Consider the following 25,491-nt stretch of genomic DNA (forward strand, 5'->3'; position numbering starts at 1 on the left):
TCTTAGACATAGAAGTAGTAATAGAAGTGGAAAAACAGCGGTGCGGTGTAAATCATTGAATCCAGACGGTCAAGAATACCACCGTGCCCCGGCAACAGTTTTCCTGTGTCTTTCACACCAAAATCACGCTTGATCGCCGACATCACTACGTCGCCACAGAAACCACTCAGCCCGATAATCACTCCGGCACTCAGCGAAAAGGTCCAATTCATCGGCGTCAGTAAAGGACCGAAAATAGCTGCCAGCAGCGTGGTGGTCAGCACGCCCCCTAATAATCCAGCCAGCGTTTTATTCGGGCTGACTGTCGGCGTAACCTTGATTTTTCCGAGCGATTTCCCCCATAGATATTGCGCTATATCGTTAAGCTCGGTGTTCAATACCAGGAACATAACCAGCAGTGCACCTGCTTTCGTATCCACTCCTGGTAATGTCATCAAATAAGCGACATGGCTTAAGGCAAAGACCGTTGTCATCATTCCCCAGTGCATGACGGACGCAGAGTGCAAAAAACCTTTGGTATCACCGATAAGCACCATGCGTGCGGGCAGGAATAAAAAGACGTAAATAGGGATGAAGATAATAAACATGCCGTACCATGACATACCCACCCAGAAATATTGCAGCGGGATCGCGGCGTACATCCAGAGCAAAGGCATGCTGTCGGAGCGGCGAGTCGGTGCCAGCGTCAGAAATTCCTTCAAGGACAGAAAACTGAGAAACCCGAAGAAAGTGAGCGCCAGCCCTTTTGGTGAAAGCATTGCCAGCGAAAATATGCCAACGATAATCCACCAACTGTTGATACGTTGCTGAAGCTCAAGCCAGTTACGCTGTGGCCGACATTTTTTTAAGACGAAAATGATAAAAGTTGCTAACACTAAAACACTGAAGATCCCACCGAGACAATAATACAAAGTATGCAGAGAATCAGGCATTTTTGACCTCCAGCGCGCTGCGGCAGCGGTTGATTGAGGTCCAGGCCAGCAGTATTGCCGAGAAACCGAACACAATATCCACCATACATGTATACTGCGGCCAAAAAGCGATAAATAAACCCAAAGCTCCCAACACAAAAGCACGATCGCTCTTGCCCATTGGCCCCCGATAATTACGTATGCCGATAAGCGTTTGAGCAATAAGACCGCAAAACTCTGTCAGCCACGACAGCAACACGACCAGAACAACCAGCCATAGTGATACTCCGGTCAAAAAAGCAAATGCCAGATAAAGCGCCGCGTCAGCTATGATATCCCCGACCTCATTGAGAATGGCACCGAGCTGGCTCTTCTGACTGAATTCTCGGGCCAGCATGCCGTCTATCGCATTCAGCGCCATACGAATAAACATAAAAATAGGTAGTAAAATATAGAGGCGGGGTTCGCGAAATATCATCAGCACTGCGCCGAGTATCACCGAAAAAATTACTGCACTGATGGTCACCTGATTGGCCGTCACACCTCGAATAAAAATCACACGAACTAATGGTCGTAATAAATCCTGAAATCTGGGTTTAATGTCGTAAAGAGTCATATAATAATTTTACAGTCCATTTATCAGAAAAACATTCACCATCTGGCAACCCAATGTTCACTGGTATTCATATGATCCAGCTAAATTTCTGCACATTTTATATTATTGCTATTGCCTTCGATGACATCGCTATCAAGTTTCTAGCGTACAGACATACCTGCACGCTTTCTTATTAACCCTCCTCGGTAGTTTCTTTTTTACTCAAATCGCCGTGAGATAATCCTTCTGATACACCTTGATTATCTCGCACATTTTTTTGTACTGAAATGGAACCAAACAAGCAAAGAAAATAGGCAAGAGCATAAAACCCTTTTTCACTTGGTAGTAAATCTGCATTCCACAGACCAACCGTTAGCAAAATAATGGCGATTGTAAAGGAACTCACACAGGAAATATAATAAATCTGACTTGTCGGGATCTCCTCTATGCGATCGCGTACGGTTTTCTGTAAAGAAACAGAAGAGAATACCCCAAGCACCATGATCGAAAAATAATAACCCTTTTCATTCAACATCATATCAGAACGCCACAACCCGATCAGGTACACAATAATACCGCCAGCCAGCGCCATCCAGGACATGATATTAAATGCCGGAGAAGATGTTTTTACACTGTATTTCATAGATAATTTTTTTCCTTATTGCTTTAACTGGGCATACCCCAAGATAAAAGCGTCAATTAGATGATTCGCCCAACCTGGACGTTTGGTAATTAAACCTGAGTTCCCATTAAAAGCCGAACTCTCCTTTATAATCGGTCTATTAAAACTTCAGCGATGAATTATTTACTCCCATCAGTGCAGCAGAATGATGCCATAAATAGGTAAGACTGCGGCACCACTTAGAAGGTAAAGCGGAGATAGCACAACATCCGTTGCCACCGCAGCCGGATAGAGCAGCCGTTTTGCTGAAAGAGTATTGCGGGTATAGAATGACACTTTAATTGGATGGTCAAACCGGAAAACGTCAGCAGGCACAGATGCTTTTTGATGTATCGTTTCCGTTAGATCGGAAAGCCTGATCTCACACTCCCCCCCACCTTTATTATTACTATTGCAATACTGCTCTGATAATTTGAAAGTATTTAAGATTAGTATTTCTTCAGACTGATCCCGATAGCTATATTTCAGAGTAATATCTCCGCTAAATTGATTTCTTTCTTTACTTAGCGTAAATGAACCGTCTTCAGATACCCTGACACGGGTCTTATCAATTTTACCCGTCACCAACGCATGCAAAAAAAACACTGGCGCCTGAAGTAAGAGCATAATCAAAATTATCACCAATAAATACCCAGCTATAACTTCCTTTTCCCGATTCGGTGATGGTTGCGGCAGTGATCACATCATTATTATGCAGCGTATAATCACTCTCACAACCCTTGATGTTGTTTTTCAATTTTCTTGTTACACAACCCGATAAAGCCAGCACGGTCAGAATTAACGAAAGACCATAAGCTATTTTCCTCGAAAAATTATCCGAAATAATCCCCTTCATAAATAATATTAATATATAAGACTATCACTAGCGGTATTTTTTGTAAGATACTCTGACGGCGGCCATTGTCAGCTATTATTGTTTCACCAAGGTAATACGAATGATTAACTGTCAAAAAAAATTATTATTCATCCCCATTTCACTATGGAAGAAGCGCTAAAATCAGGCCAAAAAACGTGCTTTCATCAAAATTCTGCCCAAGAAGAGATAAGGCACCCGGGGGAGTAAAAGTCCATTCGCTCGCAATACTTGACCGCATGTATAAACGTCCCAATGAAGCCACACACGTTCCATCATGAAAAGTCGCCTCCACGCACCCGGTTACGCCCTGTCCATACAGAAAGATTGGCATAAATTTGACCGCCCGGCTGTCATAGTGCAAAACGAGACCGGAGATCTCGAAAGCCCCGCCTTCAACCAGAAGATCCAGAACGGATACCGTCAGTGGCTCTACATTCAGTCCGGTATCTGTCAGCCACTCATCCATCTGTGTCTGAAGTTGCTCCACTCTCAGGCGAAACTCTGCAATATCAGCCTGGCTCTTACTGCCAGGAGAAGCCGGAACGGGTTGTCTGTCCTGAAGCTTCTTCAGGAACTGTGATTTTACGGACATGGTGTTATCAGACCTTATATACGGGTTGTTGTGTCGAGATACTGCTGTTGCCTGAGATGCCGCAACAGAACCCGTCCTTCGGGCATAAACTCAGTGCCGTAGCGCACCAGACCAATCCCTTTAAGTTCGGCGTCAATCGCATAGCGCAACTCGCCGGGTACGTTCTGCTCCAGCAGAACAACGTCTATCTTTTTCAGGCGCGGCTCATATTTGAGCAGGACGGCAGACAATGTGCCCATAAGCTCATGGGCCGTTCCCGGCATCCCCTGCAGGATTTTGGTCATATCGGGTAGCCCGTAATCAGGCAGATGCGCCAGCGTGCCGGCGCGACAGTTGAGAACGCGCTGCATGTTGTCTAATACCGAGAGAATGACCTGATTCTGATCGCTCACCTGATGCAGGTCGAGGCCGCCGGTGAAGTTGCCATAAAGTGTTTCATACAATGAAGGACGAGATGACTCACTCATTTTTCAGCGCCTTCAGGGTCAGGCGGTTATTGCCCGCTTCGATGACGCGCGCCCTATCCGGATCAAGGTCATCGCGGCTCAGTACGACACGCCAGGTGTTGTTTTCCTGATCTGGTGACATAAACATCCCGGCCACCGCCACGTACTGCGCACTTTCCTCCATCGGCATATCAACCGGTACCGCCCCGCCCGGCTGCAGGCGGATATCTTTCTCCGCTACCAGGTCTGCTTTAATGGCCTGACTGTCAGCCTTAAACAGTGACGGATAGTCCGTGCTGTCGAAGGTTTTGCGGTCTTTAAGCTGGTAAATACGTACCACCGTCGACAGTGCCACACCACCAGCATTGCTGTTGACGGCCTCACGGGCGCGGATATCAAGGTGGAGGGTTTTTACCTGTTTGTAAAAAATCGATTTAGTCACGGCAACGGTGCCGTCTGTCACTTTTTGAGTCAGCCCACAGCCAGCCAGCATCAGTGTGATACCGGCGGCCAGCGCAATCAGAGGAAATTTACCAGCGGTAATCGCCATCTTCATCGGTCTCCCTGCGGTGAATATTTTCCTGTACCCGCTCATAGCGGCCCAGATTAATGGTGATCGTTTTGGGGGTTGATGCGGTCTTAGCCGCATTCAGCGGTCGCATCACGGCAGTGCGGCCCAGCTGCACCGCCCCGGCGTTGGGTTTACTGCTCATGGTCGCGTCAGGCAGCAGAGTTCGGTCGACGCACAGCTGCAGGCGGACATCGAGTCGTGCCCCAAGATACACGTGCAGCAGCGCCATCAGGTCCGTGTGAAGCTCCCCACCCGGTAACCAGCCCTGCACTTCTGCCGGGTCAGTGGTGGTGAGATGCATCAGCACCTGACTGTTTACGTCGGTGGCATAGCTGCCCATCACCGGACGGTTTGTCAGGGTGACGGGCTGACTGACGCTCATGGTCAGGAGCTTCTTCAGCGGCACACGGCGTTTGTCGTGGTGCCAGACTTTCGCCTGCGTGTTGGGTGCCAGCAGGCGCACCAGCGAGGCCATGCCTTCCGCGGTACGCCCCGGCAGCAACATGACCGGCAGTAGTGCCAGAAAGCGCGAAGCCGGGGTCGCGATATTGTCCGTGCAGCCGTTAATCCCGAGCCCGGCCAGCCCCAGAAGATACTGCGAGGTGTTGTCCTTACCGCCTTCCTCAAAGGTTGCCGGGTAGGAATATTTACGCCAGATGCGGTAGTACTGTGCTATCAGCCGGTGGTTGAAGATATCGAGGAAATCCGCAGTGGCCTCATACCCTTCCCGTCGCTGGGTAATGTCATCGATATAGTGCGTCGGCAGCGGGGACTCCACGCCGTAGAGCCCCATAAAGGTGATACGTACCGTCGGCGAAAGATGCGGGTACTCAGCAGCTTCGAATGACCTGATTTCTGAAGCCGGGAAGCCCATCCCCGGGTGCGGTCGAAAACGTACCGGCTCATGACGTACCTGCCAGGTGCTGCCCGTAACCGGTTTGTCCGGCTGGCTCTGCTCCAGCAACTGACAGAAGCGGTAAAAGTTGATATATGGCAGCCGGTCACCCAGCCGCTCCATCAGCCTGGCAGGCGCGGACTGTGATTCTCTTTCCACCGAATGCATTTTCCTTCTGGCTGAACGATGAGGGTGAGTTGGTTGAACTGGTTCATATCGGCATACAACGCAAAAAACCGGTTAAGCATTTCACCGAACAGATGAATATCGCCCTCACCGGTAAAACCATTGCTGTCGAGGGTCACTTCGATATCCAGGCCCCGTAGCAGATAGCCCTGCTCAAAGCGCTGAAGACGATGATGCTCCACATGCTGAATCGCCTCAAGGCGCCGGGTGTTCAGTTCATCTTCCTGCCAGTTATAGAGTGCCAGCGTCCCGCGCAGCACTTCGGCGGTGCTCATCATGTTCAGGAATCCGGAGCCGAGGTGGCTTAATACCCGCCAGTGGAAACGGTCTTCCGCAGGCGGGTAAACCGGCAGCGTCGGCTTACAGAGGTTTCTTACCGACAGCGGCGTCTGTACCACCTGCTCACAGCGATCCAGCAGCGTACTCTGTAATGCCCGGCGCGGTAACTGACCGTTGGTACCGGTGATTTGCAGTGACACGGCTTCGCGCTCAAACAGGCGGTCATCTTCCCACTGGTGCCCACCGAGGATAAGCCAGGTGTCATATAGCCCGGTGACACCGCGCTTAACGCGGGTGTGGTAATAGCGGGGCGGCGCATGACGGCGCATCATTCCCCCCTTGTGGCGGAAGCTGCTGAACGGCACGTATTCGGCATCACTGGTACGGTTTGAACCGGTAACCGAATCCACCGAATAAATCTCCGTATGTCCGTCCTGCAGTCGCTTAGGACGTAGCAGGTACTCGCTTTCAAGCCCGGTAATGGTGAGCGGGTCAGCTTCCAGCGTGAACAAGTTAATCACCGGCACACAGTGCAGACGAACCGCGTCGTCGGTGACCGGCAGGTCTGATGGCCACGGCGTGCTGAACACAACTTCGATGTCGAAGTACTCCGCCCCGGCAGGCGGCGTGATACCCTTAAGGCCGTTGAGATGTACAAACATAAACTTGTCGCGGAAGGTGAAATACTCCAGCAGAAGCTGGTAGCCGCTGAAGGCGGTATCACCCTTCGGCCACAGTCCATCATCCTCCGCAAATCCTCCCGGCGAGAAGTACCCGTCAAGGCGAATGCGGTCGGTTTGTCCGGGCAGGCGCATATACAGGGCAGCCTGTCGCCTGGTCAGCATCAGATGTAACTGACTGCTGACAGGCGCATCCGCGCCGAGATAGAGACTCAGGTGGCTGAGATCGGCATGAGACCAGTCCGCCTGTGTGCTGCAGGCAAAGCGCATCCGCAGCAGCGAACGCCCGTCAGGCTCGGTGGTCATGGTCACCCCGGAGATATTCAGCGGGTTGAGCATCACATCGCGGGTGGTACGGTAACGGCAGACCGTGTTTTTCGGCCCCACCGGGCGGGAATACACTTCCAGACCCGCGGGCATCACTTCTGCCATCTTAACAGTCTGAAGCGCAGGCGTGAACGCAACCACCGAGAGTGACGGAATGGTTTGCAGGTAGTGTGGCCAGAGCATACTGACCAGCCCTTCGGTCAGTTCCGGCAGGTCGTCGTCGATTTTCTCCCGTAGCCGTCCCATTGAGAAAGCAAAGCCTTCAAACAGCCGTTCAACATACGGATCGGGTGTGCCGGCCTTATCCAGGTCGAGCATTGCTGCGCGATCGGGGTGGGTTTGCGCGAACTCTTTCGCGGCTTCACGCAGGTAGCGCATTTCCGCGTCGTAATAACGCAGGGTCAAATCTTCCATTTATTTCAGTTCCTGTGGATTTAACCGCAAAGCACGGCGGCACGGGCTGGATCGACTGCTATCAGCCCGGCAAGTAACTGGTCCATTACCGGTGTAAGGCGGGCCTTATCAGCCTCACTGCGAACGGCTTTCAGTCGCAGGAGTTTCAGATGGCGGGCCTGTACCTCGAACAACAGCTCAGGCTCCCAGTCACTGAGGGTCACTTCTCTTGCACGTTCACCCAGCTCTGCAAACAGGTGTACCGCCAGGTCATTTTTACCGTACTGCTCAGCAATGCGCCCCATCAGCAGACGCAGCAGCCACTTCTGACGATCGGTGGTCATACCCGGCCGGGTCTGTAACCACCCCAGCGCGGCATCCGGGCCTTCACTGTCTGCCAGTGCCACGGCTTCCGGCTCCAGCGCCAGAATGTAATCATTGCTGGCAGGCATCTGTACGGATGGGGTGTCATTGCCCCATCCGCCAGTTGTGTCCATCACGCTTTGCTGGATCCAATTCAGGGTTACTTCATCCGCAAATGGCGTTCCGTCACTGAACGCGAGGGTTTCCAGACCGGTCAGGCGGGTCAGTAACCCTTTCAGGTCAGCGGCTATAATGCCAGCCAGAGTGTCCTGACCTGATTTCGCCAGGGCCTGGTAGATGTACCACTGCAAATCCAGCCAAAGATGATTAGCACCACGGGAAAAAGTGCTATCTGCCGTGTCCAGCATCTCAACCCAGTTCTGCTGCAAGTAGAAGCGTTTCAGTAGCGCGCGCTGGTCTGCTCTTGGCGGTTCGATGCGGGTACGGCCCTGTGCATCCGGGGCAGGAATGGCCCGCAAGGTATCGTGACGCAAGCTTTTCATTAGATGGTGTGCTGACAGCCAGCCGTCCGGCTGTTCGCGCAGATATTCGGCCAGCGTACGAGCCTGTGCCAGCAAATCCTGACCGGAGGTAATACGTCCTATGACCGGGGCATCGTAGTGGCTGGCTGTCGTAGGGGTTTCGCTGGCGCTGGCGTTCTGCGGAACAACCGCATCCACACCACCCGCTTTCTGCAAGCGGCTTTCAAGAGCACCATACAGCGTATTGAGTTCCGGTCGGGTATCATCCGGCTCATTTTCCGTCAGTTGCTCAATCAGCAGCAGTGCTCCGGTGGTACGCACCGCATCGATCCTGACCACTTCCGGGTACAGGGAAAGAGAGTCAGTCATTCGCGATCCCGCCAGCCATTCCAGTGCCGCCTTACGGCTGCGGTCACGCTGCGGATGCAACTGTGGTCCAAAGCGCTCCAGCAGACCGGCCAGCAGTTCAAGTCCTTCAGCCAGTCCCTGCTCGCCTTCGCGGTGCAGCTTCGCCCAGCAGTAGTACGTCGCGACGCGAATGTCTTTCGCGGTAGTGGTCAGCAACTTCTCCGCCAGCCGGCAGATGAGTTCGGTATCCGCGCCGGAGAGTTTGTTAACCTCTTCGCGCATCTGCTGGAAGTCATCGTCATAGCCGGGCTCTTCGCCAGCGGGCGATGAACCGGACAGCGGCTGCAGCCAGCTGTCCCACTGCGCCACGCGCTCACGGGTGGCCGCGAGCAGAGGTTCCTGCTCAGTCTGGCAGGCGCTGAGTAAGGCATTGAGCGTGCTCATCAGTATACGTCCTCTGTATCATTGCCTGCACTGGCAACCTGGTCTGGTGATGATGCACCGGAGGTGCTGAAGATGGTTTCCGGCAGACGGAAATTACGCAGCTTCAGCAGCGCCAGCGGGCCCTCTCCCGCTTCGGTACGAAGGGTATAATTGAGAGTGCGACCGTCCTGAGCCGTCCAGCTCAGGCTGTAGCTGCTACCCACGCCCGGATAAGCACTGACGGCGGCTTTGTCGAGCAGTCGGATCCAGCCCCAGGCGCCCGGAATATCCGCATACTGACGGGTGCCTGCCTGGGTGCTTATCCAGCTTAAGTTCGCACCAGGAGCCTCAGTATCCGCAGGCCAGGTGAAGCGCTTCCAGGCTGGCATCTGGTTAACGTATACCAGCTTCTGGCTGTCGATAATCATGGTGGTCTGCATCACGCCATCGGCAGTACCTGGACGTAGTTCGAAGTTCATCCCGGCATTGCCTTCGGTGAAGGCCACATCCGAGATATGACTCAGGGTGTTAATGGCATTGAGGAACTCTGGGTTAAAGGCCAGTCCCTGCGAGTTGATGCTGTCCGGCACCCAATGGTTCCCTTCTTTGTGCAGCACGCCTTTGAGACGGGTCTGCAGGAACTGAGCGATACGCCCGGAATCCGCGTTGAGGTATTTGGCCAGCAGCGGCAACGAGACATCACTACTTGAGTTGTTAAACGGATAGCGGCTACCAAAGGCACTGTTCCACTCAGCCACTACCGCCTGCTGCCACTGGGCATTGAGGCTGTCGGCCGCCGGGGTCAGCACCTGCTGCCAGGCCTGCTCCATTGGATTCACAAACACCGTTCGGCCAAAGCCGCTCCACTCCTGCCCCAGACCGGCGGCAATCAGGCTGCCGTAGTCGCGGGTTTCGGTGAGATCCACAGCTTTACCCTGAAATACGGTCTGGGCAATGGTCTGGGTCATCGCCTGCGGGTCGGCGGCATTGGTCACCTGCTGCAGACGCAGACGCACCTGCGTCACACGCGTCAGGTACGACTGCAGACTCAGCTCCTGTGCTCCCGTGTGATTTTTGTCCATCAGTGCCAGGACCGGGCCAAAGGTCGCATCCAGCGGGCCATGAACACCGGCACTTTGGTCAATGGCATCTTTGTTGTCGCCACCCAGCAGATTTTTGGCTGATTTCACCAGTGAATCTGATATTGCTTCGCCTGTCTGTCCGGTACGCCCCTGAACGTTCAGAGTGTTCATCAGCGCTACCAGAGGCGACTGACGCACGTCGGCCATCAGGGTCAGCTGGTCAATGGAGTCCGACAGCGTGGTGGCCTGGTTCCAGCGCAGGCTGTTGAGAAACTCCAGCCAGGCGCCGCCAAAATCGGCAAAATAACGCTCCGTCAGGCGATTTTTCAGTCCCTCCGGTGAGGTTTCGTCCTGCTTATTCACCTGACGCTTGCTGTCCGTTAGCACCCAGTCAAGCTCGTCCCGGCGTGCCTTCACCACCTTTTCTATAGCAGGTTGCACGGCCTGCTCCCAGGCCTGGCGGGTGAACATCCCCGGTACGATTTCGGTGGTGCTGAACAGGCGGGCAGCATCGGTATCGCCGGTCATGTCTTCGAGGCGCATATCGACATACAGATGCGCCACCTGAGAGAGCATCTTCTGATACAACGTCGATTCACTGTTACGCACGCCCATCAGGCGAACCAGCAGGGAGCGCGCCTGGCTGACCATGTTTTCATCGGCTCGCAGTTTCCACTCAGGATGTGTGAGCAACTGTGCGCCATAGAATGACAGCAGCGATGGCCCCATTCCCTGCCAGACGCCGTCTTTCACACCATCACGTTTTGGCCAGTCGTCCAGCAGCGCAGAACTGAACCAGGCGGCATCCATGTGTTGCGGGCGGGCCAGCATCAGATAGAGTTTGAGCTGATCATAAGTGGTTCTGGCCATCTGCTCGCGCAGCGGGCTGCCCGGTGGCAACGCATTAAAGGCATTCAGTTGTCCCTGCAAATGATCAGCGGCGGCATCCCGCAGCAGCGGCAATGCGCTGTCCTGGTAACGTGGCCAGAGTGCGGCCAGCAACGCATTGTTCTGGCTCAGCCCGGCCTTCTCGTACCACGGCACGCCGTGTTCTGAACGGTACTGCAGACGGGACAGGTTTTTTTGCAGTTCAGACAGCGCGTGCAGGCGCTGCTCCAGGGGCTGATTCTGCCGGGCGGCAAGTGCAGCCTGGGCATTAGCGCCGTCAATCTGGCTGCGGTTGGTGACATACGCAAGCACCATCCACGCGGCCCAGCCCACCATCGACAGGGCGACAACAGACGCAAACACTTTGCGCCAGGGAATGCCGGGCTTGCGAGGACGCAGCCCGGCAGGAAGTGTCCGGACAGACTCAGGCAGGACATCCCAGCGTTTATCCATGCCCCAGTGGTGCGGCACGGCACGTTCGGCACCGGCTGAAGGCTGACTGAACACCACGCCGGCCAGCGGCAGCGGGCGATACGGATTGAGTATCACCGACAGCGGTGCGGTCACGCTTTCCGGCTCACGAATGAGCTGGTCGGCAAGCGTCAGCAGGAAGTTATGTTTCACTTCACCGCAGGTCTGCTGAAGACCCCGTGAAGTCAAATCCGGCGTCAGGGCGGAGAGTTGTTCTGCCAGCCCTTCGGTATGGTAACCGGCAGGTAACAGACAGCCGGTCGCCTGCGTAATACGCCCTTCCGGCTTACCGGCGCGCGGGTGCAGGGACCAGACATATAGCGGGAGCTGCCAGCCAAGCGCCTCCATACGAGCGCTGATGGCGTGAGACAGGGAATCCATGGTGCTTTCAGACGGTACCGGCAACGGCTGTTCCAGCCCTGGTGCTGAGAGCTGGTCAAACGCTGAAGTGACCCACACCAGCCCATCCACCGGGCGACGGCGCAGTTTGCGCAGCGCTGTAAGCCAGGCACTGTCTGCTGGCGTATTGAGATCACCGCCCCACAGCAACAGTGTGCCGCGGTCTTCCTGCCAGAGCTGAGCTGTAAGACCTGGAGTCAGTTGTTCGACCTCAGAGACGGTGCCAGTGACCAGCAGGATGCGTGTTTTACGGGCCCAGCGACGACCGTAGAGGTTACGCATGGCGTCACGGATTGTATCAACGGTGACATTGCGTGGTGCTGTCTGCTTGACGCGGCCTTCATCGGCCGGCAGGACACTTTTACGCTTCCCCTGAAAACGCGACCACTGTTGTTTAATCGCGAGACTCATGATTTTGCCATGGCGGACAAGCAAAAGAAGGATTATAGCTGCCACAGATCCCAGCAACTTTAGTCCATTGCTTGTCAGTCCGAACGCATCACCCTTTTTCCAGATGACCAATCCTATCGCAACAGCAATTAGTGTGGTAATGCTGAGGTGACCCCAGTTACCACGCCACACTGAACTATCCTTCGCCATTCATCAGATTCCCTGTAGTTACGGTATTTACAAATCGCTGCTCTTTGTCATCCGAAAGCATCAGGCAATCTTCTTTTGTGAGCAGAGCTATATCACTGACGACGGCGGCCATAATCCACGGTGAGAAGGGACCACTGAGTCCGGCATATTTTTCCAGCCAGTGGCACTGCTGAGGTTTCCAGCTGCCTCCATATTGTTTTGCACTGGTCAGTAGAGCGGAAAAATCATCGCCCCACTCCATGCTGTCACCCACAATTGCACGCGCAGCAATAGCCTGTGACTGGGTCGAGAAAAAGGTATCGAGCTCTTTACTCAGCATTTGGGTTGATTCAATCGACATAGGCCGAAGCAGGCGAGCGTGATGGTTTAGCTGATACTTCGTTGCGACGTCATCAGAAGTCAGCATTAAAGCCGAGAGCGAATCACTGTACTCATTCCCTCCCTGAGTCTGGTGAACCAACAAAAGCTCAACATCCAGAATCGGGGCTTTAAGGCGTTCGCCCACCCAATCGAAGGCCCGGCCATTAAGAATCGTCAGTAACGGTACGGGGTAGGCCATTCCAACTAACTGGAGCCAGCATGCTGTAAATTCTCTCTGCAATGTCTCATCAGGATCGTGTGAATCAGTCAGTAAGGTTGCGTGGAAAGGGAGGTCTGATAAGCGCTGTAATGCTGATATGTCCAGGCCCCCAATCAATGCTGAAAAAGTATCTTCGCCAGCAGGTAACGTTATTCTCCGAGAAAGAGAGCTACTCTGTTCGAGATCTTTGGGAGCCAGCAGAAATGTTGATGGTGTCAATTTATCAGGCAGAATAACCCGGCTATACAGAACCGCCAGATAACGCCCGGCCCAGGAAACCCATTGCTGTTGTGCATAATCTGCTTCATCAGATTCAAACTGGTGACGATCCATTGCGTGGTTATACATCCAGCCGCGAATACAAATCGTCACGAACCAGATGAAAAGAGGACTTCCGGCAACAATCCAGAGGTTAAATTTTTGCAATTCACCAAGAAACTGATTGGCGTGGAGTACAAAGAGCAACACTCCAGCAATAACAGCAACAAGGCATGCAATCAGCCAGATGACCAGTGAAGGCTCATCAGGTTCTGCAGCAATTGTGGCTTTCTGACGCTCCCAGCTCATAACTTATCCTACTGAACAATCCGGCGCACTGGAGATAACATGGCAGCCACATTCACATTCGCAGCCATCCACAACAACAGGCTTCCCATCAGAGATCCATTCTGGTGATCCTTCGATAATGGCATTAATACCATGACCTACAACAGGGCAATTAATTTCATCCCCAACAAGAGCCACTTTATTTCCGTTAACAGTCATGGTTGAAGATGCAGATATAACCTCACCGCCGTGAGTAGTTTTATCTCCTAGCAATACAAATCCTTTGGACATATGAGCTCCCAACAAAGTAAAATTTGTTTTTACTGATTAATTTTCGACACAGCGGAAACCGTACCCAGGACCTTCAGTTTCAGGCTTATTGCTTCCTCGCGTGATATCATACAGACCAAACATTGAGCCTAAGTAACCTCTTACTACTTTTTCAGTCCCATTAGCTGGCCCCTGAGGATCCCTTTCAGGTGAATGCTGGTAATAATCCTCAGCATACCAGTCATTAACCCAATCATGACCATTACCCATCATATCGAAGAGGCCTAGAGAATTCGGGGCAAAACTACCTACAGGGGCGAAATCAAAAGTGAAATTCTGTTTTTCATCAGGCCAGCTCACATTGTAATAATTATCTCCGTTTGCAAATTGGTTAAATTTACCTCCACTTCGCGCGGCATATTCCCATTGTGCCTCAGTAGGCAGGGTTATTTTTTTATTAGATATAGTCCCTATCCATTGGCAAAAATCAGATGCGTCTTTCCAATTTGCAACAGCTGGAAAATCGTCTCCTGTTGTTTTTTTGAACCGTTCACTCCTATCCTTTTCGGTAGCCCACAAGTAGTACTTGCTTTTACCCCTGCCCGCAAGTTCTAACCATTCATTAAATTCTCGCCAAGTAATACGCTTTGCTGACATATGGAAATCAGAAAGCTCAACCCAGTGCAATGGTTTATTGTTCTGATCAGGGCTAAATGGCAATTTTTCTCCTACCAAAGGACCAAAATCCCCCATCTGAAAGCGCCCACCTTTAACCACGACCATTGAATTAACAATATTGTTAGCAAATTTATGGTTCTCCGCATCGCTTTTAGCATTATCGCACCCAGCAAGGGTGATTGCTGACAAGGATACAAGCGTCAGTACTTTATATTTATTCATTACATTCATAACTCGTGCCCACCAACGATTACTCTAGTGCAACTTTGCATGAGCACTGGAGAAATTTCTTTTAATTTATGCATTTCACCCCCCTTTATTTCCTCTGTATCTGGTAAGCTGCCCCAAATATCCATAAGGTTTTTGGCATAATGGCTTGGAAGTATCTTTATTTCGGATGCATTAGGCACGATACGTGAAGAACCATAAACGCGTTCCTGTTCCCCCAGAGCAAGAAAATCTGCAACTTTCTGCTGGTTTGCTTGCCACGAGCCAACAGCTTTAAAATCCTTGGATAGATGCTGCATTACATTTTCGTACTCACGTTTGGATTGAACCCAACGCAAGCACAACAAAACGGCACGTTTTCTGGCGCTAAACATAACTAACCCTTCACAGTCTGTCTGTGCATTCGAAGCCGGGCTGGCAAATTCATCCCAAAAATTATGTTCTATCAGGGATGCTATCGCCCCACCTTTACTTTCAGGTGGGGAATATTTCAAGCAATCACCATTGGAGTTTATAATCTCCTGCATTAAGGCAACCCTCTTCTCTTTATCACCCCAATCATTTTCTAACTTCATTAATAGAAGTCCAGTTTCATTCTCCAAGTTATTCAATAAAGCAACACCACCATGCATCGTCATTAATAAAGGTAATGCGCAAAATGCATAAAAGTCACCTTTACGAATTACATTCTCAGAGAGTTTTATGTAGTCAGCATTTCGAAGCATATAGGTCAAGCATGGCATGAAATCGGTAATTATAGCCACACCATCAATATCAAAAGCCGCACTTCCTTTTCCTCCCCCTCCCCAGCACATACCTCCACGCGCTAGAACCTGGACTTTCCCATTTTCATAGCTGAATCTGAACGTGCCACTCCATCCAACACCCATTTGGGCTGTCGCACCTACAGCTACTCTTGCAAGAGTGGTATATTCTTTGCTTTTCTCTGGGTTGCACCATTTGATTGAGCCTGAAAGGTTCGCTGAGGCTTGGGCTCCGGCAAAGACGGTTAATTCTCCCGTGACTTCTGGATCCTCAACAACTTTGCTTATATCTATTTTTCGCTCTCCGGGAGCGCCTGTATTGTATGAAGACCCGGGAACTCCTTTTGCCCAGTTACTTTTCATCGATACGCCGAGTTCAACACCTAAGCTTGCACCAACACTACCGGCCAAAGCCAGTTCAAAGTCAAAACGCAGCGTACCCAAATTACCGGTTCCCCCACCCATTTCTGGCTTCAGCGGGTAGGTCATCGTAATACCATGTATGTCAGGAAGCGACAGGGTTAATTTGCTTTTAGACTCAGCGAGAGCAAGACTTGCATAGGCACTTGCTTTTCCGCTGGCGACAGCTTCTTTTTTAAATTTTTTACCCTGATTACGAAAATCCACTTCAAATGGGTTTAGTTCCTCTGTCAGGCCCGCACCATAAGTCCAGCGCATAAGCTGTGACTGAGAATCAAAGCCAAATCTATCCCCCTGGTATGGAGAATGTTTAAGGCTGTCATTCATATCTCTGGCCCACTGACCAAGAATGCCTGTATGCTGTTCTAATAGTTCCTGTTCAGCCTTCAACATTTTTGGCTTTATCTTACTTATCTGGGGTTTAAGTTTATCATAATCAATCTTTTCCCGTGTTTTTGTGTTGCCTTCACTATCAGTATATGACTCAGAGACAACAAAGCTTTTACTTCCAGACTTTTTATCTCCTTCCTCAAGCGGATAACGTCGCCATTTGCTGTCAATTTGATCTGAGCGGGCATAGATATAACGAACGCCTTTCATATTTCCGCGAACTTCAATTAACTCCATTAGCCCGACAGCACTTTTGCTGTTATCAAGAAGAGTGGCCTTCGGAAGTTCTTCTGTAGCTGAAAGCGTCGCCAATTTTACTTTCAGTTTTTTATTAAGATCATCAAGTCTCTGGGCTTCTTGTTGTATCTGAGTTTGGAGAGTCTGCTTTTCCCCAACCTGCCCCCAGTTTAATTTTGTACACTGAGTTGTTAGATCATCTATGCGCATTTGCGTATCAACCTGATCACCTAACAATCTATTTAGTTCATTGCTTTCCTGCTCCAGCTTATCACCGTCAACAGCAAGAAATGTTTCACTATCAGCATGAAAATATAATCGGGTGCCAGTAGCATGATTGGCTTTGATGCCATTCGCTTGCATCCCTGTTTTACCACTACCATGAACGGTTTCTGTCGTATTACTCATGGAGGCAACTCCTGTTAAATTTGTTCTGATATATTCGGGCTAATTATCCGAGTTCAACTTTTATCTTGTCTGATAATGCTGTGAATATTTCAGCGGTTTTGCCCTCAGAATCTGTTACCCCTGAATATACAACACCCTTACCAGTCGTAATCCGATAGCGAGTGTTTGGTGTGATCTGCCCAGTTTTATCATCGTGCGCCACGAAATACTCACTATACCCACCAGGAAAATCAGGTACGGAGGATGTAGCGCTGGCTGCACTCATTTTCTGCGCATTGGCGCATTTCCACAGGATATTACCTTCACAGCCCAGAATAATATTCTTACCCTGCAACTGGATGAACGACCCATCCAGATTTTTCAGCACGACATTTTTCGCCGCCGTGATCTCAATTCGCCCTTCTGTACTGGTTACGGTCACATCCTTTTTGGCTATCGCATCAAGCGCATCATCCTGAGCCTGAATTTCTACTTTTCCCTTAGCCGCAAAGAGTTTCATTCCGGCCTTACGGGCCAGCATACTCACGGCTTCACCTGCTGCTACGGTAAATCGTTTAAGTGCGCTAATGTCTGTATTCTGTTGCGACATGATCCCAATGCTGGCACTACCCGACGCCATACGAACCGCCTGCGGGCTGGTGATGCTGACTCCTTCAGGCGCATTTAGCACCATTCCTGGCTGGGCAAGGTCTTTAAGAGCATCAGTCAACTTCACCTGGCTCTGTATATCAGCAGGAAGTGCTTGTGCCGTTTCAGCGGCATCAGACAAACTTCTGGCAATACTCAGTGCATTTTCCAACTGGGCAATAGCTTCCTGCATCGAAAGCATCTTGTCCCCGGCAAACGGCTGTTTATCTGCTGTGATAAATACACCAGCTCCGCCGCGAACGGCCACCCATTTATCAGTACGTAACTCCGCACCTTCACCCCGAAATACCCTGTCAGCATCCACATTGTGACCCAGATTAAGCTGCGTCTTACCGCCGTACTCTGTACTGATCTTAACGTGTTCTTCTCCCCGCTTGTCTTCCATCCGCAGCTTGTTCAGGCCAGCCGTGCGGATAACATTGCGCGTGCTGTTGGCCTCGGTGACGTGGTCGACGTGGCGGGAGTCGTGGAGGGCATGGGCAATATACGGACGATCTGGATCGCCATCATGGAACGCAATGGCGACTTCAGTACCCTGTATCAGCGGGAAGTGGAAGCCGTACTTGTCGCCACCGTAAGGTTTGGCAAAACGCACCGGCATACTTTCCTGGCCCTGACGCTTATCATCGCGGTCAGCATCAAACTTCACCCGGTACATGCCCGATGCATCCTGCCAGGCGTAGATATCGTTATCTTTGGCACTGGTCACGCGCGCCATCAGGGTGCCGCTGACCACCGGACGCTTTTTCGCGGCAGGGCGCCAGCAACGGTTCTCGTAGTACGGCATGGCCGCCCATTCAACCTTCAGCGCATTCTGACGGCTGGCGGAGTAACTCGCGCTGATGATGACGAGACCGTTTTCGGTTTCACGTGGCAGCGTCGGTGGGATAGCCGTCTCGGTGATAGTCAGCACCTGAGCCGGCCCCAGGGTATGGTCGGTACTGCTGCCGGTCACGGTGGTCTGGGTGGACAGGAAGCGCTCATGCTCCAGGCGCGCCCAGAAGTTACCGGTTTCTGCCGACGGTGTAATTTTGTCGCCACGTTCAAGGTGACGCGGGCGATAATAGTACACATCGCCGTAGGTGTTCCCCTCCCCGTCGCCGCGTGTCATGTCCGCCGGTACGGACATCAGGACGTTCTGGGCTTCGCGGTGGTTGTAATCGCTGGCGGTGACCGAGCGCTCCACTACGTTGTGCCACACATGCACGTCCCACACCGAGTCGACCGCATTGTCATTCGCCCCTGACGGGCTGTTCAGCGGTAGTTTCTTACCAAACGTCCACGCGCTCTGCTTGTCCGCAAAGTGCACCACTTCGGTCTGGGTATCAGGCTGCAGGGTGAAGAAGTAAAAAATCCCCACCTCCGCCAGCAGGCGTTCAATGAAGGCGAGGTCGTTTTCCTGATACTGGTTAATCTGCTCACGCTTTGGATAGTCGGCCTTGAGGGTAAACTCAAACTCCCAGCCTTTGAGGCCATGTTCCTGCAGCACCTCAGCAACCACTTCCGGCACCGACTTGTTGACGAAAAAGCGATGGGTGCGGAACTGATTCCCCAGCAATGCCAGGAAAGGCTCCAGCACGATGCAGTAATACGCTTCATCAGCGGAGCCACCGGTACGCTCGAAACGGGTCACCACCCCGTGAACCACCTTCCGCTCCGTCAGGGAAAGTAGGTTGCCCGCGCCCATGGTCAGGGTCGCGGGCTTGCTCAGCATCTGCCGGGCATCAATGTTCTTGTCGGCACTGGTGAAGTTGATGGTGTAGCTGTAAAGCTCGCTCATCGCTTCTGAGCCACTGAAGTCCTCCACGTCGATATCGGCAGTACAGGAAGGAATATCGAGACGGTAGCGGTTCAGGGCTTTTCCGGTGACGGTGGCCACCATCGTGTTCAGGGTATCCGTCAGGCTCATGGCGTTGACTCCATTGTGTATTTGGTTATTCCGTCAGGGCTGGCGCGGGCCAGTATCGGTCACAGGAAGTGAGAAAGAGATTATTTTTTTCGACGTGTTTTCAACCAGTAGAATAGCTTCATCAGGAGGTACGCCCCGACAGCACACAACGTTGTTTTAATCACGATGATGTGCATCTCGAAGCTGTCCATCGCTTCTTCCCCATCACCGCTAATCGGGATATGGGCCTTCACAAAACTCGCAACCCATACATCAGGAATGAAGTGGATCCCGCTCCAGAACAGCACAACAAACAGCAGGATTTTCATTCGGCATTCCCCGCTCGCTTTTTCAGGGCCTGCTGCATCCGGCGTTTCTCAGCCTCTTTTCGTTCTTCGGTTTCTTTATCACACAGGCTGTAGTCCGGGGTACCACGCACATCGATACGGGCATAGGCCTTCAGGCCATTGCCGCCAGGAACAGGGAACGTCCCCCGCTGCAGTAGCAGACGTCGCAGATGCTGAAAATCACTGGTTCGGCGAAGGGTGATACAGCCCCAGGACTCACCGGAACCATCGCTGTTCAAAGGATGAAGACGAAATCCTGTACGGTTCAGGCCATTCACCATGATGCCGTCTCTTTTAGTTTTATCGCTGAAAAGGGCAAACCATTCTGAATGGTGATTTCGGTAACCATGCCAGGCATCGATCGCCTCTGCCCGGACTCGGTTATACAAGCTGCCGGCAGGCCTGTCGGTCACCCAGTAAGTTCCCGGCGGGATAGCAGCATTTTCATGGTCAGCACAGTCAGGATTATTGATATAAAAATCCACGCCCGTCAGCACTTCAAAAGTCCCGATGCCGTAACATTTCAGGTACGCCGTTTTGCCATCCGCCGACAGGTTGCCGTAATCCATCATGCAAATCTGCATTTCAGCCTCCGTGCGCCTCATTAAACGCCAGTACAATCCCTTCTTCATCATTCCAGCCGAGCGTCAGGCAGTGTGGTTTCTGCTTTGCCGCCATATGGGTCAGTAACTGCTGGCTCAGCACCGGCAAAATTTGTTGATTCAGCAGGCTGTCGACGTTGCGTGCGCCGGTGTCCGGCAGCAGGCAGGCGGCAGTCAGCGCGTCATACAGGCTCTCATCAATATGCGTGGTCAGGCCGTAGTGACGATGTAAGCGCTTGCTGACCTGTGACAGTTTCATTTCAACGATGGTACGCATGGCAGCTTCAGCCAGCGGACGGTAAATCACCGTCTGGAAACGGGCGAGCAGCGCGGGCTGGAAGTGGTCGCGCAGTATCGGACGCAGCAGTTCTTGCAGATCTGCTTCGGTAGCTTCCGGGTTTTCATCCAGCAGCTGCATCAGGTGGTCGCTTCCGAGATTGGAAGTCATCAGGATGACGGTATTGCGGAAGTCGATTTCGCGCCCTTCGCCGTCGCGCATAAAGCCGCGGTCGAAGACCTGATAGAACAGGTTCATCACGTCGCGGTGCGCCTTTTCCACTTCATCCAGCAGCACCACGCTGTACGGGCGCTTACGCACGGCCTCGGTGAGGATCCCGCCCTGGCCGTAACCCACGTAGCCAGGAGGTGACCCTTTCAGTTGGGAAACAGTATGCGGCTCCTGGTATTCAGAGAGGTTAATCGTAACGAGTGACTTCTCGCCGCCGTATATGACATCAGCCAGCGCAAGCGCAGTTTCGGTTTTCCCCACCCCGCTCGGCCCTACCAGCAGGAATACACCCTGCGGGCCGTTCTCGGACGTAAGGCCCGTTTTTGCCGCACGCAGACGCCGGGCGATAGCCTCAAGCGCCACATCCTGCCCAACCACACGTTTACCGATTTCTTTTTCCAGGATCAGCAGTTCGGTCTGCTCGTCCTTCATCAGCGATGACAACGGCACGCCTGTCCAGTCGGCGATCACGTTGGCAACGGTGCGGATATCCACATCCAGGGAGAGCAGCGGGTTGCTGTGCTGCATCTCGTTAAGCTCCTGTTGCAGCCTCTGAGTCTCACGCTGACGTGAGATGTCCTGACGACTTTCGCGTAGCTGCTCGGTGAGTTTCATCTCCTGACCGTACTGGGTTTCCAGATCGTCGAGTGCCACTATCTGGCGCACCTCTTCCCGCTCAATCTCGCTCAGGCGCTCGGTATGACACTGATTGCCAATGGCGATATCGTCCAGTAACGCCAGCTTTTCCATGTCGAGCGCAGCGATACTCGCGCGAAGGCAGGTTAGCTGTTCCGGTACCGTGTCGAGACTCATACGCACACGGGCGGAAGCGGTGTCCAGCAGATCGACCGCTTTATCAGGAAGCTGACGTCCGGTCAGGTAGCGGCGCGAAAGGGTAACTGCCGCACGAACCGCATCGTCGGTAATATGAACATTATGGTGCTCGGCGTAGCGGGATTTCAGGCCACGCAGCATCAGGCAGGCGGTGTCATCGTCCGGCTCATCCACTTTGATCATCTGGAAACGGCGCTCCAGGGCGGCGTCGCGCTCGAAGTACTGTTTGTATTCAGACCAGGTTGTCGCGGCAATGGTACGCAGCTCGCCGCGGGCCAGTGCCGGTTTAAGCAGGTTAGCCGCATCCGCGCCACCCGCCTGGTTACCGGCACCGATAATGGTGTGGGCCTCGTCGATAAACAGCAGCACCGGCACCGGTGACTGCTGTACGGCGTCGATGACGTTTTTCAGGCGCTGTTCAAATTCGCCCTTCACGCCCGCCCCAGCCTGTAACAGACCGAGATCAAGGGTACGCAGGATAACCGGTTTGAGGGATTCCGGGACGTTCCCTTCGGCAATGCGCAGCGCCAGACCTTCAACCAGTGCGGTTTTGCCCACGCCGGGCTCGCCCACCAGGATCGGGTTATTTTTACGACGACGGGAGAGAATATCCACCATCTGGCGGATTTCCGTGTCACGGCCGAACACCGGGTCGATTTTGCCCTCTTTGGCTTTGGCGGTGACGTCGAGGGTGAATTTATCCAGCGCGTTCTGCAGCGCCGGGCTCAATTCCCCCTCTTTCATTTCTACTCCAGCCGGGCGCCCGACAAATTCCACCTCGCCACCATGGCTCTGTGCCAGCTCAGCTTCGCGCTGCATTTCCAGACGCTCATCTGATTGCGCATCCAGCAAAGGTCGCAGGCGCTCCAGCTGACTCTGACCGAGCGTCAGCAGTGGCCACAGGCCATCGCAGCGCACCAGATTCTGTTTTTCCACCAGGGCCATCAGCAGATGGACGCTGCGAATGTGCTCTTCGCCATTGAGTGAGGCCAGTAGCCAGGCTTGCTGCATCAGAGTATGGATGTCCTCTGAGAGCTGGGGCCGATGGCGTACGGAGCGAGGTTGCCTGTCGAGCCAGCCAAGCAAATCCTGCCAGATGCCATCCATATCCCATTCATAGCGACGCGCCAACACCGTCAGGTCACCTTCCCCCTGCTCCAGCAGCTTCAGCAGCCAGTGCTCCGGCAGAATTTCGGCATGGGCACGGGTCTGACAGAGCGAAGCTGCGCCTTCCATCGCTCGGGCACAGTAAGGGTTCAGACGACGTAACAGGATGGCTGGATTTTCCATGAGATTCTCTCTTTGTCGGTTCCTGGACACGCTACCGCCCCTCGCTGTTCACCAAAGCGCATAAGGTCAGGCAGGCAGATTGTTTTTTTCTTTGCTGAGTGCCCGCATCTCAGGCACTCAGCAAAAACTGCGGACAGGAAAAACCTGCCCGCATCAGGATTACGCGGTGGCGCGTTCGTTCCAGGAATCGGAATGAATGATGTTGCCGTCTTTGTAGGTCCAGGTGATTTTTTCGTAACGCAGTTCAACGCGCTCAAGGTGGTTGTGCTTCTCTTTAGAAGGATCCTTGATGTCATACATTTCAGGATTCACTTTCACCACCTTCACGTTTTCCAGTTTGGTGTTGAAGTACTCCACTTCCTGACCCGCGTCGTTGATTTTGTACCACTTGAATTCCGCAGACTTGAGGGTCTGACCGGTGGTCACAGCCTTGTACAGGTACGGGCTGGACGAGTCGATTTCCTTGGTGAACAGGAACGGGGTGTGGATACGGGTACCGGTCAGCTTGCCGGTGTTATTGTCGGTCGGGATGTACAGGTTATGCTCCTGTGCAACCACTTCGATGCTGCCTTCACGATCCTGAACGTCAACAGACCCTTTGATGTCCGCGCCGCCGTCGTCCTTCAGCCAAAGATAAACAGGAATTGCCATGTTAATTACTCCGTTTAATTTTCTGAGACGCCATCATCCTGCGATGGCGCCGGGTGTTTGCCGGGTATCTGACAGGCGTTCGCCTGAGGTACCAGACTGATTTCGACACGTCGGTTGAGCGCACGGCCTTCCGGGGTGTCGTTAGTTGCGATCGGACGGCTTTCGCCGTAGCCCTGCACCGCAAAACAGCTTTCCGGCACATCGCCGGTGTCACGCATCCAGTTGCGCACCGCTTCGGCACGTTTCAGGGACAGCGTCTGGTTCAGTTGCGGAGTACCGGTGTTATCGGTATGGCCGGACACGACAATCAGCCAGCCCGGTTTGGCCTTAACCCCCACCAGGGAATTGACCAGCATTTTGGTAGAGCCAGCTTTCAGCACGAACTTGCCGGAATCGAACAGCGACATACTGTCGAGGCGAAGGGTTTTCGGACCCTGAATGATTTTCTTAATGACCGGAGGAGGCGGTGGCGGTGGTGCCCAGTCACTGACTGCGGCCTCAACGGGCGGAATCAGTCGCAGTCCCTGATACAGCCCCATGCGATATCGCAGTGGCTCCCCGCGACGCGCCCAGTCGTCCAGCAGTGCGCCATCGGCCCGCAGGCGCTGCTGCGCACGCAGTTTCGGGGCAACAGGCTGACCCGTCAGCTGGTGATATAACGCAAGGTGATCGCCAACATTACGAATGAGGCGCTGGTTGTTCACCCAGGACGCCAGCATGGCCAGCGCGAGGAAAATCCCGCCCAGTAATCCGGCATAACGCCAGAACACCATCCTGCGGCTCACGCCACGTCGGCGCGGCAACGTCGGCAGCAGTAGTTCAGGCAGCGGCAGTGGCTTTGTGCTCACAACGGCATCCGGTGGCAGCGCCGTCACGGAAGTGATGTGCTGTTGCCAGAGATTGCCCGCGATACCCGTCACCGGAACTATGCATATACCCTGTACGCAGGGCTTCATCACCGGCAACTCTCCCCGCCGTACCGACAACAGGTCATTCATCGTACTGTTCTGCCAGGCAAGCAGACTGTCCAGCCACAGGCCCTGACTCAGACGAGAAAGACGCCCTTCTGCTTCAGTATCTCGGGCCCATTCCGTCAGTGACACACTGCCCTGACCGGGTTGATACACCTGAATACCGCCCCGCTGGCTTACCGTGGTAAACCAGACAGGCTCTTCCTCCGCACATGTTGCAGGGGGCGATAACCAGGTCACTGTCCACAGAGGGGGGAGCGTGCCGAATGCCGCGCGGCACTGAACGACAGCCCGCTGCCAGCCCCGAAGATTCTGGGTAAAATCATCGCCAGAGGTGTGCTGTTCAGGTACCACCGCCAGCATGACGGAGATTTGCGACACCAGGGCTGGACGCACCAAACTCAGGTGCTGCGCAAAGAGGGGAAGCTGTTCCGCATCTTTCACCCGCAGATACCAGCCCTGCCGGGTTTCCCGGTGACAGGAGCCGGACACAAACAGCGGGCTGTTATCGCCGCAGACGAGGATCACCGCCCCCTGAAAATCTTCCGGCGGCAGGTTTTCATCTACAATCTCGCGGACAGCGGTCGCCCGCGCCTGAGAAGCCCGGCGCTGACGCCAGAGCATCACCCCGGACACCAGCACAACCAGCAGACTGAGTGCCACACGGCTGCCCGAGGACAGTGGCCAGAATCCCAGAATGAGCCACAGCGCCAGCACGGCCCCCAGGACAGTTAACAGACTTCGGTACGCATCCCGCATCGC

At 53.2% G+C, this 25,491-nt stretch carries 22 protein-coding genes; all 22 read right to left on the reverse strand.

Annotated features, from left to right (window positions below):
- Nucleotides 1–2: 2 nt before the first annotated feature.
- Nucleotides 3–932: a phosphatidate cytidylyltransferase gene (locus N037_RS21790; RefSeq protein WP_032643472.1), complete on the reverse strand. Its 930-nt coding sequence runs from the start codon at nt 930–932 to the stop codon at nt 3–5.
- Nucleotides 925–1,527, reverse strand: a complete 603-nt coding sequence (locus tag N037_RS21795; protein ID WP_032643475.1) for a CDP-alcohol phosphatidyltransferase family protein — start codon at nt 1,525–1,527, stop codon at nt 925–927. Before N037_RS21795 ends, N037_RS21790 begins: the two co-directional genes overlap by 8 nt.
- Before the next feature lie 172 nt (nt 1,528–1,699).
- Nucleotides 1,700–2,149 carry an inner membrane protein YiaA gene (gene yiaA, locus N037_RS21800; protein ID WP_032643477.1) on the reverse strand — a complete coding sequence of 150 codons (450 nt, stop codon included), beginning with the start codon at nt 2,147–2,149 and terminating at the stop codon, nt 1,700–1,702.
- A 171-nt stretch (nt 2,150–2,320) separates the two neighbouring features.
- Complete coding sequence (locus tag N037_RS21805; protein ID WP_156369749.1) at nt 2,321–2,752, reverse strand: hypothetical protein; 432 nt, start codon at nt 2,750–2,752, stop codon at nt 2,321–2,323.
- On the reverse strand, nt 2,742–3,023 hold the full coding sequence (locus N037_RS24985) for a hypothetical protein (RefSeq protein ID WP_156369750.1): 282 nt from the start codon (nt 3,021–3,023) through the stop codon (nt 2,742–2,744). The genes N037_RS21805 and N037_RS24985 overlap by 11 nt, the downstream gene beginning before the upstream one ends.
- Nucleotides 3,024–3,165: 142 nt before the next feature.
- Nucleotides 3,166–3,636 carry a hypothetical protein gene (locus N037_RS21810; protein WP_032643478.1) on the reverse strand — a complete coding sequence of 157 codons (471 nt, stop codon included), beginning with the start codon at nt 3,634–3,636 and terminating at the stop codon, nt 3,166–3,168.
- A gap of 14 nt (nt 3,637–3,650) precedes the next feature.
- Nucleotides 3,651–4,103, reverse strand: a complete 453-nt coding sequence (gene tssE, locus N037_RS21815) for a type VI secretion system baseplate subunit TssE (RefSeq protein WP_032643480.1) — start codon at nt 4,101–4,103, stop codon at nt 3,651–3,653.
- Nucleotides 4,096–4,632, reverse strand: coding sequence for a type VI secretion system lipoprotein TssJ (tssJ, locus tag N037_RS21820; protein ID WP_023336452.1), 537 nt, complete (start codon nt 4,630–4,632; stop codon nt 4,096–4,098). Before tssJ ends, tssE begins: the two co-directional genes overlap by 8 nt.
- Entirely contained in the window at nt 4,613–5,716 is a 1,104-nt protein-coding gene (tssG, locus tag N037_RS21825) for a type VI secretion system baseplate subunit TssG (RefSeq protein ID WP_032643483.1), read from the reverse strand. The genes tssJ and tssG overlap by 20 nt, the downstream gene beginning before the upstream one ends.
- A complete protein-coding gene (tssF, locus tag N037_RS21830) occupies nt 5,671–7,434 on the reverse strand; it encodes a type VI secretion system baseplate subunit TssF (protein WP_032643485.1) in 1,764 nt (587 codons plus the stop codon). The genes tssG and tssF overlap by 46 nt, the downstream gene beginning before the upstream one ends.
- Nucleotides 7,435–7,454: 20 nt before the next feature.
- Complete coding sequence (tssA, locus tag N037_RS21835; protein WP_032643487.1) at nt 7,455–9,050, reverse strand: type VI secretion system protein TssA; 1,596 nt, start codon at nt 9,048–9,050, stop codon at nt 7,455–7,457.
- Nucleotides 9,050–12,469, reverse strand: a complete 3,420-nt coding sequence (locus N037_RS21840; RefSeq protein WP_032643489.1) for an ImcF-related family protein — start codon at nt 12,467–12,469, stop codon at nt 9,050–9,052. The genes tssA and N037_RS21840 overlap by 1 nt, the downstream gene beginning before the upstream one ends.
- The gene (locus N037_RS21845) at nt 12,456–13,616 is read right to left on the reverse strand and encodes a hypothetical protein (protein ID WP_032643491.1); all 1,161 of its coding nucleotides are present in this window, start codon (nt 13,614–13,616) and stop codon (nt 12,456–12,458) included. Before N037_RS21845 ends, N037_RS21840 begins: the two co-directional genes overlap by 14 nt.
- Nucleotides 13,617–13,619: 3 nt before the next feature.
- Nucleotides 13,620–13,886: a PAAR domain-containing protein gene (locus tag N037_RS24440; protein ID WP_072164040.1), complete on the reverse strand. Its 267-nt coding sequence runs from the start codon at nt 13,884–13,886 to the stop codon at nt 13,620–13,622.
- 36 nt (nt 13,887–13,922) lie between these two features.
- On the reverse strand, nt 13,923–14,765 hold the full coding sequence (locus tag N037_RS21850) for a formylglycine-generating enzyme family protein (RefSeq protein WP_032643626.1): 843 nt from the start codon (nt 14,763–14,765) through the stop codon (nt 13,923–13,925).
- A gap of 5 nt (nt 14,766–14,770) precedes the next feature.
- The gene (locus tag N037_RS21855; protein WP_032643492.1) at nt 14,771–16,990 is read right to left on the reverse strand and encodes a hypothetical protein; all 2,220 of its coding nucleotides are present in this window, start codon (nt 16,988–16,990) and stop codon (nt 14,771–14,773) included.
- A 43-nt stretch (nt 16,991–17,033) separates the two neighbouring features.
- The gene (locus N037_RS21860; RefSeq protein ID WP_032643494.1) at nt 17,034–19,547 is read right to left on the reverse strand and encodes a type VI secretion system Vgr family protein; all 2,514 of its coding nucleotides are present in this window, start codon (nt 19,545–19,547) and stop codon (nt 17,034–17,036) included.
- An 80-nt stretch (nt 19,548–19,627) separates the two neighbouring features.
- The gene (locus N037_RS21865) at nt 19,628–19,855 is read right to left on the reverse strand and encodes a hypothetical protein (protein WP_032643496.1); all 228 of its coding nucleotides are present in this window, start codon (nt 19,853–19,855) and stop codon (nt 19,628–19,630) included.
- On the reverse strand, nt 19,852–20,508 hold the full coding sequence (locus N037_RS21870) for a DUF2778 domain-containing protein (protein ID WP_331456757.1): 657 nt from the start codon (nt 20,506–20,508) through the stop codon (nt 19,852–19,854). Before N037_RS21870 ends, N037_RS21865 begins: the two co-directional genes overlap by 4 nt.
- Nucleotides 20,459–23,107: a type VI secretion system ATPase TssH gene (gene tssH / locus N037_RS21875; RefSeq protein WP_032643500.1), complete on the reverse strand. Its 2,649-nt coding sequence runs from the start codon at nt 23,105–23,107 to the stop codon at nt 20,459–20,461. The genes N037_RS21870 and tssH overlap by 50 nt, the downstream gene beginning before the upstream one ends.
- Before the next feature lie 159 nt (nt 23,108–23,266).
- The gene (hcp, locus tag N037_RS21880) at nt 23,267–23,758 is read right to left on the reverse strand and encodes a type VI secretion system effector Hcp (protein WP_023325816.1); all 492 of its coding nucleotides are present in this window, start codon (nt 23,756–23,758) and stop codon (nt 23,267–23,269) included.
- 14 nt (nt 23,759–23,772) lie between these two features.
- The gene (locus N037_RS21885; RefSeq protein ID WP_197278588.1) at nt 23,773–25,488 is read right to left on the reverse strand and encodes an OmpA family protein; all 1,716 of its coding nucleotides are present in this window, start codon (nt 25,486–25,488) and stop codon (nt 23,773–23,775) included.
- Nucleotides 25,489–25,491: the final 3 nt, after the last annotated feature.

Source organism: Enterobacter sp. EGD-HP1 (genome assembly GCF_000733275.2).
In the GTDB taxonomy this organism is placed as follows: Bacteria; Pseudomonadota; Gammaproteobacteria; order Enterobacterales; family Enterobacteriaceae; genus Enterobacter.

Bases quoted from the DNA above. Each gene is read 5' to 3' on its own strand.
- N037_RS21840 (WP_032643489.1), bottom strand. From the start codon at position 12,469: ATGGCGAAGGATAGTTCAGTGTGGCGTGGTAACTGGGGTCACCTCAGC.
- N037_RS21850 (WP_032643626.1), bottom strand. From the start codon at position 14,765: ATGAATAAATATAAAGTACTGACGCTTGTATCCTTGTCAGCAATCACC.
- N037_RS21860 (WP_032643494.1), bottom strand. From the start codon at position 19,547: ATGAGCCTGACGGATACCCTGAACACGATGGTGGCCACCGTCACCGGA.
- N037_RS21795 (WP_032643475.1), bottom strand. From the start codon at position 1,527: ATGACTCTTTACGACATTAAACCCAGATTTCAGGATTTATTACGACCA.
- tssG (WP_032643483.1), bottom strand. From the start codon at position 5,716: ATGCATTCGGTGGAAAGAGAATCACAGTCCGCGCCTGCCAGGCTGATG.
- tssF (WP_032643485.1), bottom strand. From the start codon at position 7,434: ATGGAAGATTTGACCCTGCGTTATTACGACGCGGAAATGCGCTACCTG.
- yiaA (WP_032643477.1), bottom strand. From the start codon at position 2,149: ATGAAATACAGTGTAAAAACATCTTCTCCGGCATTTAATATCATGTCC.
- tssH (WP_032643500.1), bottom strand. From the start codon at position 23,107: ATGGAAAATCCAGCCATCCTGTTACGTCGTCTGAACCCTTACTGTGCC.
- hcp (WP_023325816.1), bottom strand. From the start codon at position 23,758: ATGGCAATTCCTGTTTATCTTTGGCTGAAGGACGACGGCGGCGCGGAC.
- tssA (WP_032643487.1), bottom strand. From the start codon at position 9,050: ATGAGCACGCTCAATGCCTTACTCAGCGCCTGCCAGACTGAGCAGGAA.
- N037_RS21810 (WP_032643478.1), bottom strand. From the start codon at position 3,636: ATGTCCGTAAAATCACAGTTCCTGAAGAAGCTTCAGGACAGACAACCC.
- N037_RS21865 (WP_032643496.1), bottom strand. From the start codon at position 19,855: ATGAAAATCCTGCTGTTTGTTGTGCTGTTCTGGAGCGGGATCCACTTC.
- N037_RS24985 (WP_156369750.1), bottom strand. From the start codon at position 3,023: ATGAAGGGGATTATTTCGGATAATTTTTCGAGGAAAATAGCTTATGGT.
- N037_RS21885 (WP_197278588.1), bottom strand. From the start codon at position 25,488: ATGCGGGATGCGTACCGAAGTCTGTTAACTGTCCTGGGGGCCGTGCTG.
- N037_RS21870 (WP_331456757.1), bottom strand. From the start codon at position 20,508: ATGATGAAGAAGGGATTGTACTGGCGTTTAATGAGGCGCACGGAGGCT.
- N037_RS21790 (WP_032643472.1), bottom strand. From the start codon at position 932: ATGCCTGATTCTCTGCATACTTTGTATTATTGTCTCGGTGGGATCTTC.
- tssE (WP_032643480.1), bottom strand. From the start codon at position 4,103: ATGAGTGAGTCATCTCGTCCTTCATTGTATGAAACACTTTATGGCAAC.
- N037_RS21855 (WP_032643492.1), bottom strand. From the start codon at position 16,990: ATGAGTAATACGACAGAAACCGTTCATGGTAGTGGTAAAACAGGGATG.
- tssJ (WP_023336452.1), bottom strand. From the start codon at position 4,632: ATGGCGATTACCGCTGGTAAATTTCCTCTGATTGCGCTGGCCGCCGGT.
- N037_RS21845 (WP_032643491.1), bottom strand. From the start codon at position 13,616: ATGAGCTGGGAGCGTCAGAAAGCCACAATTGCTGCAGAACCTGATGAG.
- N037_RS24440 (WP_072164040.1), bottom strand. From the start codon at position 13,886: ATGTCCAAAGGATTTGTATTGCTAGGAGATAAAACTACTCACGGCGGT.